The organism is Bartonella sp. PS7NMGDW (genome assembly GCF_042193585.1).
Lineage (GTDB): Bacteria > Pseudomonadota > Alphaproteobacteria > Rhizobiales > Rhizobiaceae > Bartonella > Bartonella grahamii.
The window spans coordinates 62091-80473 of the sequence record NZ_JBHILX010000006.1 but is presented as its reverse complement, the minus strand read 5'-3'; the positions used below and the strand labels follow the sequence as shown (position 1 = coordinate 80473).

The window sequence follows — 18383 nt, the reverse complement described above, 5'->3', positions numbered from 1 at the left end:
TTTTTACGTTCTCTTTTTGTTTATTCAACTGGAGCTGTTGTGACTTTTTTAAGAGAAGTTTTTTTAATCTAGAACTTCAATGAAAAAAAGACTACAAAAGAGATATAATGAGTAATTTTTCTGATCACAACATACCTTTCTTTGAAGAAGATTCCCCTCCAGACCATGATAAGAAGAGCTCTGGTTTTTTCTCCCATACTCTAAAAGAACAAAAATCGTATAACACAGACTATTTAGAACAACTCAATCCAGAACAGCAACAAGCTGTTATGAATACTGAGGGGCCTCTTTTAGTTCTTGCAGGTGCTGGTACAGGAAAAACGCGCGTTTTAACAACCCGTATTTCTCACATTTTACGCTCTGGACTTGCCTCTCCTCAGCAAATACTTGCTGTCACTTTCACCAACAAAGCAGCACGTGAAATGAAAATACGTATTGGTGAACTTATTGGAGAAATTGTTGAAGGTATGCCTTGGCTTGGAACTTTTCACTCCACTGGCGCTAAAATTTTACGCCGTCACGCAGAGCTTGTTGGTTTAAAAAGAAACTTTACAATTCTTGATAGCGATGATGTTCTTCGACTTTTAAAACAGCTTATTCAAGCTGAGGGACTAGACGATAAGCGTTGGCCCGCACGAAACCTTGCCACGATGATTGATTCTTGGAAAAATCAAGGACTTTCACCAGAACATATCTCAAAAAGTGATGCTCATTCCTTTGGCAACGGCATGGGACGCGAACTTTATCACAGTTATCAAAATCGATTAAAAGATCTTAATGCTTGTGATTTTGGCGATCTTCTGCTTCATTCTATCTCTATCTTCCAACATAATCCAGATATTCTTCGCGAATATCATTCTCAATTTCGCTATATTCTTGTCGATGAATATCAAGATACAAATACAGCACAATATCTTTGGCTTCGCCTTTTGGCACAACATCCCCAAGGTCAACATGTTAATCTTTGTTGTGTTGGCGATGATGATCAATCCATTTATGGATGGCGTGGTGCAAAAGTAGAGAATATATTACGTTTTGAAAAAGATTTTCCTTCTGCCAAAATTATTCGTCTAGAACGCAATTATCGCTCAACGTCCCATATTCTTAAAACCGCCTCCCATCTCATTGCTCATAATGAAGACAGACTGGGCAAAGTCCTTTTTTCTGCACAAATAAAGAGTGAGGAAGAAAAGGTAAAAATTCATTCAGCATGGGATTCGCAAGAAGAGGCCCGAGCCATCGGAGAAGAAATTGAACAAGCACAACAAACAGGTCATGCATTAAATCATATGGCTATATTGGTGCGTGCATCATTCCAAATGCGTGAATTTGAAGATCGCTTTGTAACGCTTGGTCTTAACTACCGCGTCATTGGTGGTCCTCGTTTTTATGAACGAATGGAAATACGTGATGCTATGGCTTATTTACGCGTTGTTGTCCAACCTGCTGATGATTTAGCTTTTGAGCGTATTATTAATACACCGAAACGCGGCATAGGCGATGCAACCCTGCGCATTCTTTATGAGAGTGCGCGAGCACGTGCTGTTCCTCTCTTTTCCGCGGCCGCTGACATCATTGAAACAGATGAGTTAAAGCCTAAGGCACGCAGTGCGTTACGAAGCCTTATTGAAAACTTCCGCCGCTGGCAAAATATGCTTCAAGACACTCCTCATAAAGAACTTGCCGAGATTATCCTTGATGATTCTGGTTATACAACCATGTGGTTAGAAGATCGCTCACCAGAGGCTCCTACACGTCTAGAAAATCTTAAAGAAATGATCCGTTCCATGGAACAATTTGAAAATCTTCAAAGTTTTTTGGAACATGTTGCACTGGTTATGGATGCTGAAAACAATGAAAATACCGATGCGGTCAACATCATGACACTTCATTCAGCCAAAGGGCTTGAATTTGAAACAGTTTTTCTTCCTGGCTGGGAAGAAGGACTTTTTCCCCATCAGCGCTCGTTAGATGAAGGTGGACGTTCAGGATTAGAAGAAGAACGGCGTCTTGCTTATGTTGGACTTACAAGAGCAAAAAAACACCTGCATATATGGTTTGTATCTAATCGTAGAATTCATGGACTTTGGCAACCTGCTCTCCCCTCCCGTTTTCTAGATGAATTACCAGCAGAACATATAGAAGTTGTAGAAATGGAAACATCCTATGGTGGTTATGGAAAATCTTCCTTTCAACATCACGATTTCTGTTATACTGACTATGCAACAGCAAGACAAAAGCGTGCACAAAAAAACAAAACGGTTGAAGGGAAAATTATCACTCAATCAATCTCTCATGAATCATCAGATTTTTCTATCAATGATCGGATTTTTCACATAAAATTTGGTTATGGTCATATTACAGCAATAGACGATCATAAATTGACAATAATGTTTGAAAAAGCCGGAGAAAAGCGTGTACTGGATAATTTTGTAAACAAAGCTTGACTAAAAGCAAACTACATCAGTTTTTTCAAGAGACCATTTTGTTTTATTCTGATTATCATTTCCATTTGCGAACAAAAACTTCAATGGGTAAATTTTGCATATCAGGCAATGCGTCGTAAATTTTATCAAGCGACCAATCCCACCAAGCCATCTCTAAAAGGCACTCAATCACATGATCGGGAAAACGCATCCGCAAGCGTTTAGCAGGAACACCAGCGACAACCGCATAAGGCATAACATCTTTCGTTATAACAGCGTTAGCACCAATAATTGCTCCATGTCCAACTTTCACCCCAGGCATAATAACCGCGCCATGTCCAATCCACACATCATGCCCGATAATAACACGTTTTGCACAACGCTTTTCGCGAAAAGAACGATCAAGTGCCATATAACGAAAATATTCATTAGGACGATAGGTTATTTTATGCGTTGAAACGCGTTCCATAGGATGCTCCAACGCATTCATCCGTACATGAGATGCAATAGAACAAAACCGCCCAATATCGCTATAAATAGCCTCACTATTACGCTCTAAATAAGAAAAATCTCCAACGGTTACATCCCGTAAAATCACCCGCTCATTAACTTCCACATAGCGCCCTAATTTACAACCATGCAGCCGCGCTGTCGTATGAATACGAGGCTCACTTTCATGAAATCGAAGATCGTTCTCAATATTCATGCATCCCTCACCAATGTTTCATCAATAGATATGGAAAGACATACCAATCAAGCCAATAAAATCAACCATGAAACAGAGATTGCAAAACAAACCTGCCGATGTTACAATTTCGTGATCTATCTAAGAGAGTCAAACTATGAAAAATGTAATACGCATCTTGGGGCTGACAATCATATTTCTTGCAGGTATTTTTATTTATGATGCACTGACAAATAAGCCTTTAGGTGATAATTTTACACTCACTGATTCTAATGGAAAAAATATCACTGAGGCTGATATTCGAAGCAAGCCTTCAATAGTTTTTTTCGGCTTCACTATGTGTCCTGAAATCTGCCCTACGACATTGATGAATCTTGATCGATGGCTTACAGCCCTTGGACCCAATGCCGATAAATTAGGCATATGGTTTGTGACTGTTGATCCTGAACGTGATACACCAGAAGTGCTCCATGAATATCTCAGTAATTTTAACAATAAAATCATTGGGATCAGTGGAGATCCTGATAAAGTTCATAAAATGGTCAATTCCTTTAACATCGTTGCTGAAAAAGTCTCAGGAACAGATGAAAACTATACATATAACCATACAGCAGCAATTTTTTTACTCAAAAAAGGTGGGAAATTAGCTGGCGTTATCCGTTATGACACGAAAGAAAGCGATAGCGAATTAAAAGATGAAATCGCCATTGAACGGTTAAAAAAACTCATCTTAAACTAAAAAAACCGATCAAAAGAAAGAACAGTATGTCGCAACAAATTCGCCTCTATTATACTGCTTCTAAAAATGAAGCAGAACGGTTCTATACCCTTATAGACACAGCCTTTGACGAAGAAGGTTATCCTCTTGCTCTTACAGAGATAGATGAACAAAATGCTGTATATGAACTTTCACTCTATGTAGACCAAGAAAACTACGAACATATTTCGAAACGTTTTGCCCAAATCTTTTCTATAGATCCTGATAAAATTAATATGGAAATTTTACCCAACATTGATTGGGTACAAAAAAGCCTAGAAGGACTAAAACCTGTGCAAGCCGGTCCTTTTTTTCTTCATGGAAGTCATAATAGAGGCGACATTCCAGCCAATGTTCTTCCTATTGAAATTGAAGCAAATCAAGCTTTTGGCACCGGACATCATGGAACAACAGCTGGTTGTTTAGAAATGATTGCCAAAGTGATGAAACACGAAAATCCCCAAAATGCACTTGATCTTGGTACTGGGAGCGGTGTACTAGCCATTGGCATAGCAATGCTCAAACCAATTACTGTTCTTGCATCCGATATTGATCCTGTCGCTATTCAAGTTGCACAACACAATATCGAATTCAATGGCGTAAAAAAATATATCACAGCTGTCACAGCAACAGATTTTACCCATGATGAAATTGCTTCACGGGCGCCCTTTGATCTTATTGTTGCCAATATCCTTGCCAATCCTCTTATCGCACTTGCACAAGAAATGGTAAAGGCACTCCAAAAAGGTGGATCACTGATACTCTCTGGAATTCTTGAAGAACAACATGCAGATGTTTTAAAGGCTTATGTAAAACAAGGGCTGAAACACATTGAAACATACCACCGTCAAGGATGGGTTACGATACATCTGAAATAAAGTAAAAGAAAAGGACGTCGTTATGTATCAATCTTTTGAGGCGACAACAAATCCAGCCCATGCTCTAGAACGCATTGCCTCTCTTCGTAAAGAACTAGACCGCCTTGGTCTCGATGGTTTTCTTGTTCCGCGGTGCGATGAACATCAGGGAGAGTATGTCCCTCCCCATGCTCAACGCCTTAGCTGGCTCACCGGCTTTACTGGATCAGCTGGAGTTGCACTGATTTTAAAAAACAAAGCCATCATATTTACAGACGGGCGATATAAGCTCCAAGTTCGCCAACAAACTGATCCTAATATTTTTGATTATGAAGATCTCATAACTTGCCCTCCCTCACGATGGCTTGAAAAAAATGCTCAAAAACTTTCTATTGGCTTTGATCCATGGCTCCACACCATCACTGCCACCGATGCATTGAGAAACGCATTAGAAATGAAAGCAGGTGGAAAACTTGTAGCAATTCACTCCAATCCCATTGATCTGCTTTGGCATGATCAACCACAATTGCCGCAATCTGCCCTATCAGTTCATCCTCTCAAATATGCAGGATGCAGTTCAGATGAAAAGTTGGCATTGATTTGCAGATATATACAAAAAGCCAATGCAGAGGTTTTTATTTTTACAGATCCCTCCTCCATTGCATGGACATTCAATATACGTGGCAATGATGTTTCCAACACACCTTTTTCCCTTTGTTTTGCTCTCATTCCACTTAACGAAACACCAGCCTTATTCATTAGCAGCAAAAAACTTGGTGTAGAACAGAAACAATATCTGGAAGGTTATGCAAAATTATATGAACCAGAACAGCTTATTCCAAAGATCAAAGAGTATATTCAAAAAGGGACAGTGTTTGCCTTAGATCCACAGCTAACATGCGAAAAATTACGAACTGTTATTGAAGAAAACAATAGCTCTTTCATCACACTTACCGATCCTGCCGCTCTACCACGTGCCATTAAAAATGACACAGAACTCAATGGTGCACGCAAAGCGCATCTACGCGATGGTGTTGCCCTAACCCGTTTTTTTTCCTGGTTAGATAAACAAACACCAGAGTCAATAAGTGAAATTTCTGCTGCGCAAAAATTAGAAGAATTTCGCATAAATACAGCAAAAGAAATGGGAGAAGAACTTAAAGACCTTTCTTTTGATACAATTTCAGCAGCAGGAGAAAATGGCGCCATTATTCATTATCGTGTAACGACACAAACAAATAAACAACTCAATGCGGGTGAACTTTATCTTGTTGATTCAGGCGGACAATATCGTGATGGAACGACAGATATCACACGTACAGTAGCAATTGGGAATATTGGAGAAGAAGAAAAACGCTGTTTCACGCTTGTCCTCAAAGGTATGATTGCTCTTTCAACGGCTTACTTTCCAAAAGGAACCCGCGGACAAGACATCGATATTCTAGCGCGCATTGCATTGTGGAAGGCTGGTTTTGATTATGCTCATGGCACCGGTCATGGTGTTGGGTCTTATCTTTCTGTTCATGAAGGACCACAAAATATTTCCCGCAAAGGATGCCAAGAACTCATCTCCGGTATGATTCTTTCAAACGAACCAGGATATTATCGCGAAGGTGCTTTTGGTATTCGTCTTGAAAATTTGATAATTGTAAAGCCAGCACAAAAAATTGATGGCGGGGATATAGAAATGCTTTCGTTTGAGACGCTTACACTTTGCCCTATTGATCGAAAACTCATTCTCCCAGAGCTTTTGACACAAGAAGAACGGCAATGGCTCAATGATTACCATGCGCGCGTTTATCAGATGAATGCACCTTACTTAAATGAAGAAGATAAAAAATGGGCAAAAGAGGCAACACTACCCCTTTAAATGAGGCAACACAAATATCTTCTAACGCTTCTTATAAAAACACCACACCCTTCTCTTTTAAAGAGAGAAGTGCGTATTTACCATCAGCAATCACAAAAAATGCTTCTATAAAATACTTCAAGTTTTTTTGCCGATAGGATAAAAGCTCTTCCCAAACTGAAACAGAACGGAATACACTTGTAACAGATAATGCTTATCAACTATCCTCCACCATCTTCACATGAGTTATAGCCTTATTCTGCTATATAGAAATTTTCATTATATTTTGTAATCCTCCGCGTCTCATTTCTAAAATGCCTATTATAACCAGCTTATTACGCCGTTTAAATTCAAAAGTTCTGCATATTTAGTTACAATTTTTACCTTGCTTCACAGTGATAACGTATATCTTTTACTAACAATAACCTTGTATATTCTTAATCATAAGAGTTTAAGTTTAATATTTAAATTCAATGTTTTTTTAATAACTTAATAAATATCAAAATATATGGCGCTCTATTTTTGCAAAAAAAACACCCCCTATTATCCCCTTTTTGATTCCAGCCCCCAAAAATGTAAGAGAGCTAACCATACAAACAGCATACGCATCTTCTAGAAAACGCCCTCTAAACATTATGTTCCTCAATCAACTGTAGCCAAATCTCTTCATCAATAACCTCAACACCTAATTCTTCAGCTTTAGCCAATTTGGAGCCCGCTCCAGGTCCTGCAACAAGAAGATCTGTTTTTTTAGAAAGTGAACCAGATGTTTTGGCCCCTAATCGCTCTGCCAATGCTTTTGCTTCATCGCGTGACATATGCGCCAAAGTTCCTGTAAAAACAATTGTCTTCTCTGCTATTGGGGAAGAAGCTGTCATGATAGGCTCCTCATCAAGAGGGGTTACTTCTTCAAGTAAAACAGACAAAACCTCACGATTATGCGCTTCTTGATAAAAATCAACAATTGCGCTCCCTACCTGTGGTCCAATTCCTTCGATATTGGTAAGCTCCATCCAAGCTTCATTGCCTTTTTCATTGTCCTTATCACGTGGCATAAGTGCTCCCATAGCCGCAGTTTCAAAAGCTGTATAATTTTTATAAGTACGCGCAAGACGCCGTGCATTAACCTCTCCAACATGGCGAATTCCCAATGCAAACAAAAAACGACTTAAAGGAATTTCTCGGCGTGCATTAATGGCATCATACAATTTGCGAACTGAAACAGTCCCAAAACCTTCTATATTTTCTAAACGTATCAAAGATTTTTCTTGGCGACGTTCTAAAGTAAAAATATCAGCTGGTGTATGAATACAAAGCGCTTCATCTTGAGCATAGAAAAAAAACTCTACCTGTTTTTTACCCAAGCCCTCAATATCAAAAGCATTGCGCGCAACAAAATGACGAATACGCTCAATCGCCTGTGCAGGACAAATAAGCCCCCCTGTACAGCGACGCACAGCTTCTCCCACTTCACGAACAGCATGACTCCCACAAGCTGGACACAAATGAGGAAAAATAAAGACAGCAGCATCTTTCGGGCGTTTTTCAATAATAACATCAATAACTTGAGGGATCACATCACCAGCACGTTGTACAATCACGCTATCGCCTACACGGATATCACGTCCTTCACGAATAGGCTCTCCTTTATGACCAATTCCCTTAATATAATCCTCATTATGCAAACTAGCATTGGTCACCACCACTCCACCAACAGTAATAGGCGTAAGACGTGCAACAGGTGTCAAAGCTCCCGTGCGACCAACTTGAATGTCAATATCTTTCAAAAGCGCTATCGCCTTTTCTGCTGGAAATTTATGCGCGATTGCCCAACGCGGCGAACGAGAAACAAACCCCAAGCGCTTTTGGAGCATCAAATCATTAACCTTATAAACAATACCATCAATATCATAGCTTAAAGAATGACGGCATTCTTCGATATCGTGATAATAAGAAATAATTTCTTCTAACGTCTTAAAGGCTTTTGTTAATGGATTGATAACAAAGCCATATTCTTTTAGCTTTTTCATCATCTCCATTTGACTTTCTGCCAATATTTCACTCACCTCACCACAAGCATAAGCAAAAAACTGAAGCTTTCTGCTAGCGGTTATCCGTGAATCAAGCTGACGGAGTGAACCAGCTGCCGCATTTCGAGGATTGGCAAAGGTTAACTTGCCCTTCTCTTGTTGGCTGATATTTAATGCTTGGAAATCTTCCCGCCCCATATAAACTTCACCACGCACCTCAATTATATTAGGAAAATCACCTTGCAAAACTTGTGGAATATCAGCAATGGTTCGGGCATTTGCCGTCACATTTTCACCGACAGTTCCATCCCCACGCGTTGCCGCCCCCACAAGCCGCCCCTTTTCATAGCGTAAAGACAAAGATAAACCATCAATTTTTGGCTCCGCTGTTATTTCCAACACCTGTGTTTCTGGAAGCCGTAAAAAACGACGAATACGCTCAACAAATTCAGTAACATCTTCAAAGCTAAACGCATTATCCAGTGAAAGCATTGGCTGTGCATGAACAGATTTTTCAAACTTTTCAGAAATTGGTGCCCCAATTTTATGTGAAGGAGAATCAACACGAATAAGCTCTGGAAAAAGAGCTTCAATTTCTGCATTACGGCGGCGCAAAGCATCATATTCTGCATCAGAAATTTCAGGCTGATCATCACGATTATAAAGCACATCATGACGTGCAATCTCTTTTGCCAACCACTCTAATTCACTTTCTGCTTCAACAGCTGTGAGATTTTTATCTGCATCTTTGTTCATAAAATCTATTCCAAATTACGAGCACTGCCACAAGGATGATCTCCGCGCCTCCTCATAAAGTGAATCTCAATAAATACAAGCTTTCCAGTATTTTTATCGCTGACTAATTACCTTCATGCTAGAAGCTTTTGAGCCGCTGCACGCGCTTCTTCAGTAATCTGTTCTCCTGCCAACATACGAGCAATTTCTTCTGCACGTTCATGCTCTTCCATTTTATGAATAGCAGTAACAAAGCGTCCTTTATCATGACTCTCAATTTTTGAAATAAGAAAATGACCATGCGCTTTCGATGCAACCTGTGGAGCATGCGTAATAGCGAAAACCTGGACATGTTCTGATAAGCGTTGCAACCGTTGCCCAATAGCCGCTGCAACAGCACCCCCAACGCCTGTATCAATTTCATCAAAGATCAGCGTCGGTGCTGATCCTCGATCAGATAAAACAACTTTTAATGCCAACAAAAAACGAGACAATTCACCGCCAGAAGCCACACTAAGCATCGGTCCAGCACGTGTTCCAGGATTTGTTCGCACCCAATATTCAATGCGATCACATCCCTCTGCACTCCGCTTTTCGATATCACTTTGCATTTCAACAATAAACTCAGCCCTCTCTAATTTCAATGCCGGTAACTCAGTCATCACGCTTTCAGACAAGCGCTTTGCAACCTCTTGACGTTTTACTGACAACGCTTGTGCTAACATATCATAATTTTTTTGTGCTTGTTTTGCCTCATTTTCAAAACGTGTCAATATAATCTGAGCCTCTTCAAAATCAGCTAATTCAGCATCCATCTTATCGCGTAACTGAACCAATTCATCCGCAGAAACTTGATATTTACGAGCAAAACCCCGAAGAGAAAAAAGACGCTCTTCTATCCGTTCTAATTCATCAGGTTCAAAATCTAATGCTCGTATTGCCGTCTCAATACCTTCTTGTGCTGTTGCAAGTGCATGCAATGCCTCATCAATAGATTTCACCACTGGTGCAATAAGCTCTTGTGCTTCAGGAATTTTCCGCTCCAAACGCCTCACCAAATTAGAAAGCACTGGGATTGGTGATTTTTGACCCGTTAAAAGATCATCCGCTTCTTTAATATCCGTCGCTATTTTTTCTAATTTAAGCATATCGGCACGACGAAGAGAAAGAGCCTCCTCTTCACCAACTTTAAAATCAAGCTTTTCAAGCTCTTCTATACACGCACGAAGATAATCAACCTCACGTACAGCGCTCTCTACTTTAAGACGCTGCCGTTGCAAACGCTCCTCAAATTCACGCCATGTGTAATAACACTGACGCAAATTTTCCACTTCATCCTCAAGACCACCAAAGGCATCTAATAATTGGCGATGTGTAGCAACATCAACAAGCGCACGATCATCATGTTGTCCATGAATTTCAACCAGCAAACGGCCAACACTCCGCATCAATGCAACACTAGACACCTGATCATTAATAAAAACACGGCTGCGTCCATCACTTGATTGCACACGTCGTAAAATAATATCACCCTCATCATCAAGACCATTCTCACGAATAAGTTGACGTGCAGGATGTGAAACAGACACATCAAAAACAGCTGTGACCTGCCCGCGCTCAGCACCATGACGCACAAGCGAAGCATCACCCCGCCCCCCTAGAGCAAGTGATAAAGCATCAAGGAGAATGGACTTCCCCGCACCTGTTTCTCCAGTTAAAACAGTCAACCCCGCCGTAAAATGAATATCGAGCGTTTCGATCAAAACAATATTATGAATCGAAAGCTGTACCAGCATAGAGAATCAACGTACCCTCTTCTTATCACCACCTAAAGCATTTGAGATCCAAGAAGATTTATGCTCGCGTGGCGATATTTTATTCTTCTGCAAGAGATTATAAGAAAATTTATACCACTCACTTTTGGGATAATTACGTCCTAAAATAGCTGCTGCCGTCTGTGCTTCCGCCGTTAAGCCGAGAGCAAGATTAACCTCAGTCAAGCGGAAAAGCGCTTCTTCAATTTGATTTGTATCGGAATACTCTTCAACCACGGTACGAAACCGTCTACTTGCCGCAAGGTAGCGCCGCCCCTCTTCATAATAACGACCAATCTGCATTTCTTTGCCAGCCAGCTGCTCGCGCCCAAAACGTATTTTATCCTTAGCATCCTTGACATATTCAGAATTAGGATAACGCTCTATAAGGAGCTGCATAGCAGCAATAGCGCGTTTCGTATCACGTTGATCACGCGTAACATCAGGAATCCGACGGAAAGAAGAAAGACCAATAATATAGTACGCATAAGCCGAGTCAGTCGACCCTGGATAAAGAGTAATATAGCGTTGAGCCATACTAATTGAATCATCATACTTTCCGAGTCGATAATTAGTAAAAGCCCCCATGACCAAAGATTTACGCCCCCAGTCTGTATAAGCATACTGCTTTTCAATCTTCAAAAACTTCTTCGATGCATCCCCAAGCTTCCCACTCTCAAGGCTAGCAAGAGCCTGATTATATAAAACATCTGGTGGCTCTATTTTCAAAACATAAGCAGATGGATCAAGAGTATTTTTCTCTTTAAAGAGGCATCCCGCCAACATACAGGTGCTTCCCAAAAGCACCACCCCCAATATCTTGCGTACAATGTTAGATTTTCTATATGTCATATTTCCAATGCACACATGAGATTTTTTCATAGTTTTCCCGGCCTCCACAGAATATCACCTTGTAGCAAAAACAAGTTATAAAAGGTCTTATACCATATCACTTTAAAATCCACATAACCAATTTAGCAGTTTAGGTCAATCATCCCCTTAAAAATCAAATAAACGATAAAAAAATCTTGTCAATTTTTTTACTCTTTCTCTAAAAAGCTTTTTTCGTAATGTGATTCGTCTGCCAAAACAGCCTTCACCAATTGCGCATTAATTCTATGTCCACTACAATAAGAACGAAATAATCCAATAAAAGGCGCCCCAAGCAAAGCAGTATCACCAATCGCATCAAGCATCTTGTGCCGAACACATTCATTCTCCCAATAAGGACCATCCGGATTTAAAATTTTATCATTAAGGTCAATAACAAGAGAATTTTCCAAAGAAGCGCCTCTCGCCTTTCCAGAAAGCCTTAATTTTTCCACGTCTTTGATAAAACCAAAAGTGCGCGCACGTGACAAATCATCTCTAAACCCTCGTGTGGTAAGGTCAAAACTGAAATGTTGCTTACCAATAGCAGAAGAAGGAAAAGAGATCGTTATATCAAAACGACGTCCATCGAATGGCAAAAGCTCTGCAACACCATGAGCTCCTTCAACCCGCAACGGTTTTTTTATAATGAAATAAGAACGTAACGCATTTTGCTGTACAATGCCGACATCTTCAAAAGCTTGGCAATATAGCCACGCTGAACCATCCAAAATAGGAATCTCATTATGTGACACTTCAATAATAAGATTATCCAAATTATAAGCAGTAATTGCTGCCATCAAATGTTCAATTGTTTCAACCCTTATATCTCCATCTCCAAGTACCGTTGATAATTCAGTTTCTCCTGTTTGCGATGCATGGGCTTGAAATATTTTCTCTGTTCCGTCTAATCCACAACGCTTAAAAATAATACCACACCCAACATCCGCTGGACAAACCTTTACCACTGACAAACAACCACTGTGAACGCCAATCCCCTTAAATGTTACTGCTTTTTTAAGAGTCGACTGATATTTTGGCACCAAATTCATCATATTGTTTTATTAAATTACTTTTACATCTTTTAACAAAATTTATAAAACTATAAAAAATATTCATAGTAAATAATAAAAAAAACCGCTTATTATAAGCGGTTTTTTAAAAACAAAGTATTTTATCCAAAAAACAGCAATATATTTTACTGTATAATTTTTGACTGATCATCAAAGAGGTAACAATCTTTCTTACTTTGCCTCATTTTTCATCAATTAATTTGCCTGACGACGTAAAAATGCTGGTATTTCCAACTGATCTTCTTCACTTATAAAAGTACGCTGATCTTGTGGTACCTGAGGGTGCAGCTCACCAGAACGACGTGGAACATAAACAGAAGCATCTTGAGAAAGCGCCTGAGAATTTTTATTGTAAACACGAGACTCTTCCTGCTGAGACGATCTGACAGCAGGCTCCAGCCTCGCTTCTGGCTCGGCTTCTTCACGATTCGTCAAACTCTGTTTCAAACGCTGCCAAAGATTACGAGGACCTTGATCAGTCACAGATGTTCTTTGACTTTGTCCACGAGCAACAGGAGGAAAATCCTTTAACTCAGGCATACGCATTGGAGAGCGCGCTTGCATTTGTTGCATTTGTTTTGGTTGCACTAGCTTTTCTTTTTGCTTCACAACCCCTGTCATCTCATCAAGAACATGCGCTGTTGCCTCCATACTCACGGGAGCTGTCATAGCCGGTTGAGAACCACGACCTACTTGCATACGGGGCACATTTGATCTCTGTTCCTGAACAGCATTTGAACCATACGCAACAGCATTCGTCGCACTTCGTGTCGTCATTGCTTCTGTAGGCTGTGCAAAAATTTGACTTTTGGGACGGAACTGTTCTCCGGTTGATTTACCCTTCTCTATTTCAAGTGATTCGATCACTTCTACCATTGACTCAGAACGCAGAGGCGATGACTGAACATGAAAAGAACTGTGTGACGTTCCAGGATCGCTCTTGCGCATTGAAGAAGCAGGCCTTTGAAGCTGAGGATGAGACGACTGAACCACATCACTAACTTCACGATCAATACCGGTGGCAACCACAGAAACACGAATAACACCTTCCAATGACTCATCATCAATAGCACCAAAAATCACATTCGCATCAGCATCCACTTCTTCACGAATACGATTAGCAGCTTCATCAACCTCAAAAAGAGTCATATCACGACCACCCGTAATAGAAATCAGTAAACCACGCGCCCCACGCATAGAGGTATCATCCAACAATGGGTTTGCAATAGCAGCTTCAGCTGCAGCCAAAGCACGTCCTTCACCAGATGCCTCACCCGTTCCCATCATAGCTCGACCCATTTCGTGCATAACAGAGCGAACATCAGCGAAATCAAGGTTAATCAAACCCTCTTTAATCATCAAATCCGTAATGGAAGCAACACCAGAATAAAGCACTTGGTCAGCCATAGCAAAAGCATCAGCAAACGTTGTCTTATCATTTGCAATACGGAAAAGATTTTGATTGGGAATAACAATCAATGTATCGACAGACTTTTGTAATTCTTCAATACCAGCCTCTGCCGTTTTCATACGACGTGCGCCTTCAAACTGAAACGGCTTTGTCACAACACCAACAGTCAAAATACCTTTTTCACGTGCTGCGCGAGCAACAACAGGAGCAGCCCCTGTTCCAGTTCCTCCCCCCATACCAGCAGTAATGAAAACCATATGAGAGTCTGCAAGATGATCAATAATTTCATCAATACATTCCTCTGCCGCCGCTTGTCCAACTTCCGGTAAAGCACCAGCACCCAAACCCTCTGTCACAGCTGCTCCAAGTTGGATAACACGTTCAGCCTTTGACATAGCCAAAGCCTGTGCATCCGTATTTGCAACAACAAAATCAACTCCCTGAAGACCAGCATTTATCATATTATTCACGGCATTCCCGCCACCACCTCCAACACCAAAAACGGTAATGCGTGGCTTCAATTCCGCGATATCTGGCCGATGCAGATTAATCGTCATTTTCTTTTCCTTCTCATAAGACACCGCAAGCCAAAGCGATGAAATTTATCCAACTAGACTTAACTAAAAACTCTCACGCAACCACTGACCAACACGCTGAAAATACCCACGCGTGCCCATCGATAAATGATTTCCTGCCGCCTGCATTGTTTTTTCTTCAAAACCCACCAATTGCGGATAAATTAACAACCCAACAGCAGATGTAAACGCCGCCCCTTTTGCAAGAGAAGGAAGCCTCGAAATACCTAAAGGCCGCCCGATACGAACATTTCTTCCTAATATAGTACGTGCCATTTCTGGCAATCCTGTTAACTGGCTTGCTCCCCCAGTCAAAATAACACGTTTACCAATGATGTGACCAAAACCAGAACGATTTAAACAATCACGGACCATTTCTAAAACTTCTTCAACACGCGCACGAATAATACGCCCAAGAACCGCGCGAGGATATTGAGTTTCACGCTGTTCATTCCCAATTTCTGCTACATTAATCATTTGCCGCTCATCAGCGCTTGTTAGAAGTGCTGAACCATAAACAACTTTTAAACGTTCCGCCTCTGTTAAAGACATAGAAAATCCGCGCGCAACATCAAGAGTGACATGATGCCCCCCAACAGCAAGAGCATCCGCATGAATAAATTTTCCCTCAAAAAACACTGAAAATGTTGTTGTTCCACCACCAAAATCAATACATGCAGCCCCTAAATGCGCCTCATCATTCATCAAGACAGCAAGACCACTTGCAAAGGGAGTAGCAACCATTGCTTCAACACTCAAATGTGCACGATTAATACAAGTTTCTAAATTACGCAAAGAAGCTGTTTCTGCTGTTACCACATGCACGTCAACACCAAATGTTTCCCCTGCCATTCCAACAGGGTCAGAAATTCCTTTATCTCCATCCAATACATAAGAAACTGGAACTGAGTGCATAACATGACGTTCAGCATCAAAAGCTTTACGCGAAACATCTGAAAAGGCCATACGCATATCACGCTTGGTGACTTCACGACCATTCAAATGGACCTTTCCATTAATCAAAGCACTTTGTAATCGACTTGAGGAAAAATTCACAATCACTGAATCCACCACCAAACCTGCCATTTTTTCTGCCGCATCAACAGCCAATCTTATTGATTGTTCTGCTGCAAACATATCCATGACAACACCAGATTTAATACCACGTGAACGCTGCACTCCAAAGCCTAGAATTTCCGTAGAATGTGTACGACCATGTAAATAGTGCGCATGCTTCAAAGGACGCAAACAAGCAATAAGACAAACAATCTTACTTGAACCGACATCAAGCACCGTTAAAAAACGTGTTTTACGCCCTCCCAGATGATGTGATCTAAGCAACATCATGGGTTTCCTGCCTTTCGTGCCTTTAAAATACGTTCTTCTTCTGCTACAGTAGCGTTATAACGCTCCAACGTTTCATCTGACAAAGAAACAGTAATTCGATCAGCAAGACGTAAATCAACACTGAGAATATCGCGCGATAAAAGATCCTGCATTGTACCGGACGAAATAAGAGAGGAAAGCCTTTCAAGTGCACCATTTTCAGGCAACATAACGCGCATTCCATTATCCAAAACAAGATCCCAACGTCGATTACCTACCCGCACAAAAGCACGAATACGATCATATACTTCTGGATAAACTGACAGCGCTTGAATAAATCCTTTAGCAGCATTTTGCGCACCCTGCCCCACCACAAGAGGCAAATCCCGAGAAATTTCTCCTTTAAAGGGTACAATGACGCGCCCTGTATTATCAACAATATCCATTATGCTATCATGTTGCCAAATGGCATAGGGTTCACGCTCCACGATGGAAATGCGCATTCTATTGGGATAAATTTTCTGAACATTAGCCGATTGCACCCAAGCCTGTTTTTCCAAAAGAGAACGTGCTCTTTCAACATCAAAAGTGAATATAGAAGGCGCAACATCAAGTTTTAAAATTTTAAAAATATCCTGCTTTGCCAAGCGCTTATTACCGCTTATATCGACATGGGTGACTACAAAACTACTATCCAATATGATCGTGTTTACGATCACAGCCATCTGACCACTTGATGAAAGTCCATAAAAAGCCGTAACAAAGAAAAACCATACAACAGCAAAAGAGCCAAAATGGCGTGGAATATGAATATTGACAAAAACAAACTCAAACATAAACCGAAGAAAACGACGATAAAGACGTGGCAAAGCCGGCACTGAAAGCACCTCCATCGGAACATTTGTTTTATTAACATTCAACGCATACATGATGCGTCCTCCACCATCCATTGAACAATATCGCCGTAAGTACGGCCGCTCGCTTTTGCAATATCAGGAAGAAGAGACGTCGATGTCATACCGGGTTGCGTATTAATTTCAAGCCAAACCAATTCTCCCGTTTTCTCATCAAAACGAAAATCAGAACGGCTAACACCTCGACACCCTATCGCCTGATGGGCTGCTAAAGACATTCTTTGCACACTTTGGTAAATATTTAGTGAAAGTTGTGCAGGACAAATATGAAGAGAACCACCCATTTTATATTTCGAGTCATAATCGTAGAATGGAAAGTGTTTATCGGGAAGAATTTCACACACATCCAGCACTTCATTCCCCAAAACAGCACAAGTCAATTCACGACCAGGAATATATTTTTCAATCATCACCTCATCGGCATACCCCCACTCAGCTCCCCCAATATTATGCGGCGGTACAGCTTCATTTTCCTGGACAATAACAACACCAAAACTTGATCCTTCACACACAGGTTTAATTACATAAGGAGGCTCCATGGGGTGTGTTTGTCCCAAAGCAAAGCGGCTCATGATACGAGAAGGAGCAACACAAACCCCAACATTTTCAACGATAATTTTTGCACGTCCCTTATCCATTGCCAAAGCGGATGCCATCACACCAGAATGGGTATAAGGAATTTTTAAATATTCAAGAATCCCCTGAATCCGACCATCTTCACCAAATGGACCATGCAATGCATTGAAGACAATATCGGGCTGCAACTTTTCAAGAACAGAAGCAATATGAGTGTCAACATCCACGCGGCTCACGCGATACCCCTGCAGCTCTAGAACATCAGCACAAGCCGCCCCTGAAGATAAACTTACAGACCGTTCAGAAGAAAAACCTCCCATTAACACAGCTATATGTTTATCTCTCATAATAAATCACCCTCTTTCGCATACTATATGTAGTCTATATAAAATACATCAGCACCACATACAGAAAAAACAAGGTTTATCCTTGCGAATCAATAACCTAGCATTTTGCATAATGAATCAGACTCAAAAGCCTGATGC

General features: G+C 40.8%; 13 protein-coding genes. 4 read left to right on the top strand and 9 right to left on the bottom strand.

Annotation, left to right across the window (positions count from 1 at the left end; translation table 11 throughout):
- Nucleotides 1-107: 107 nt before the first annotated feature.
- Nucleotides 108-2447 carry an ATP-dependent helicase gene (locus ACFIKJ_RS04765; RefSeq protein ID WP_375670310.1) on the top strand — a complete coding sequence of 780 codons (2340 nt, stop codon included), beginning with the start codon at nucleotides 108-110 and terminating at the stop codon, nucleotides 2445-2447.
- 55 nt (nucleotides 2448-2502) lie between these two features.
- Here ACFIKJ_RS04765 and ACFIKJ_RS04760 read toward each other — a convergent pair whose 3' ends face one another.
- Entirely contained in the window at nucleotides 2503-3132 is a 630-nt protein-coding gene (locus ACFIKJ_RS04760; RefSeq protein ID WP_375670308.1) for a DapH/DapD/GlmU-related protein, read from the bottom strand.
- A 136-nt stretch (nucleotides 3133-3268) separates the two neighbouring features.
- On the opposite strand from ACFIKJ_RS04760, the gene ACFIKJ_RS04755 reads away from it, so the two are divergent.
- From ACFIKJ_RS04755 to ACFIKJ_RS04745, 3 genes are read left to right on the top strand one after another with little or no spacing between them, the layout of a single operon-like run.
- Nucleotides 3269-3850 carry an SCO family protein gene (locus ACFIKJ_RS04755; RefSeq protein ID WP_375670307.1) on the top strand — a complete coding sequence of 194 codons (582 nt, stop codon included), beginning with the start codon at nucleotides 3269-3271 and terminating at the stop codon, nucleotides 3848-3850.
- Between the two features lie 26 nt (nucleotides 3851-3876).
- Complete coding sequence (locus ACFIKJ_RS04750) at nucleotides 3877-4746, top strand: 50S ribosomal protein L11 methyltransferase (protein WP_375670306.1); 870 nt, start codon at nucleotides 3877-3879, stop codon at nucleotides 4744-4746.
- Between the two features lie 22 nt (nucleotides 4747-4768).
- A complete protein-coding gene (locus tag ACFIKJ_RS04745) occupies nucleotides 4769-6595 on the top strand; it encodes an aminopeptidase P family protein (RefSeq protein WP_375670305.1) in 1827 nt (608 codons plus the stop codon).
- A 605-nt stretch (nucleotides 6596-7200) separates the two neighbouring features.
- Here ACFIKJ_RS04745 and ligA read toward each other — a convergent pair.
- The 8 genes from ligA to ACFIKJ_RS04705 form a co-directional block, all read right to left on the bottom strand.
- Entirely contained in the window at nucleotides 7201-9360 is a 2160-nt protein-coding gene (gene ligA / locus ACFIKJ_RS04740; RefSeq protein WP_375670304.1) for an NAD-dependent DNA ligase LigA, read from the bottom strand.
- Between the two features lie 113 nt (nucleotides 9361-9473).
- A complete protein-coding gene (gene recN / locus ACFIKJ_RS04735; RefSeq protein WP_375627085.1) occupies nucleotides 9474-11135 on the bottom strand; it encodes a DNA repair protein RecN in 1662 nt (553 codons plus the stop codon).
- Between the two features lie 6 nt (nucleotides 11136-11141).
- A complete protein-coding gene (locus tag ACFIKJ_RS04730) occupies nucleotides 11142-12035 on the bottom strand; it encodes an outer membrane protein assembly factor BamD (protein WP_375619631.1) in 894 nt (297 codons plus the stop codon).
- A gap of 158 nt (nucleotides 12036-12193) precedes the next feature.
- Entirely contained in the window at nucleotides 12194-13078 is an 885-nt protein-coding gene (gene lpxC, locus ACFIKJ_RS04725) for a UDP-3-O-acyl-N-acetylglucosamine deacetylase (protein WP_375648155.1), read from the bottom strand.
- 213 nt (nucleotides 13079-13291) lie between these two features.
- On the bottom strand, nucleotides 13292-15064 hold the full coding sequence (gene ftsZ / locus ACFIKJ_RS04720) for a cell division protein FtsZ (RefSeq protein ID WP_375653820.1): 1773 nt from the start codon (nucleotides 15062-15064) through the stop codon (nucleotides 13292-13294).
- Nucleotides 15065-15127: 63 nt separating this feature from the next.
- Entirely contained in the window at nucleotides 15128-16429 is a 1302-nt protein-coding gene (gene ftsA / locus ACFIKJ_RS04715; protein ID WP_375670303.1) for a cell division protein FtsA, read from the bottom strand.
- On the bottom strand, nucleotides 16426-17337 hold the full coding sequence (locus ACFIKJ_RS04710; protein WP_375670302.1) for a cell division protein FtsQ/DivIB: 912 nt from the start codon (nucleotides 17335-17337) through the stop codon (nucleotides 16426-16428). Before ACFIKJ_RS04710 ends, ftsA begins: the two co-directional genes overlap by 4 nt.
- A complete protein-coding gene (locus ACFIKJ_RS04705; protein WP_375670301.1) occupies nucleotides 17325-18245 on the bottom strand; it encodes a D-alanine--D-alanine ligase in 921 nt (306 codons plus the stop codon). Before ACFIKJ_RS04705 ends, ACFIKJ_RS04710 begins: the two co-directional genes overlap by 13 nt.
- Between the last annotated feature and the right edge of the window lie 138 nt (nucleotides 18246-18383).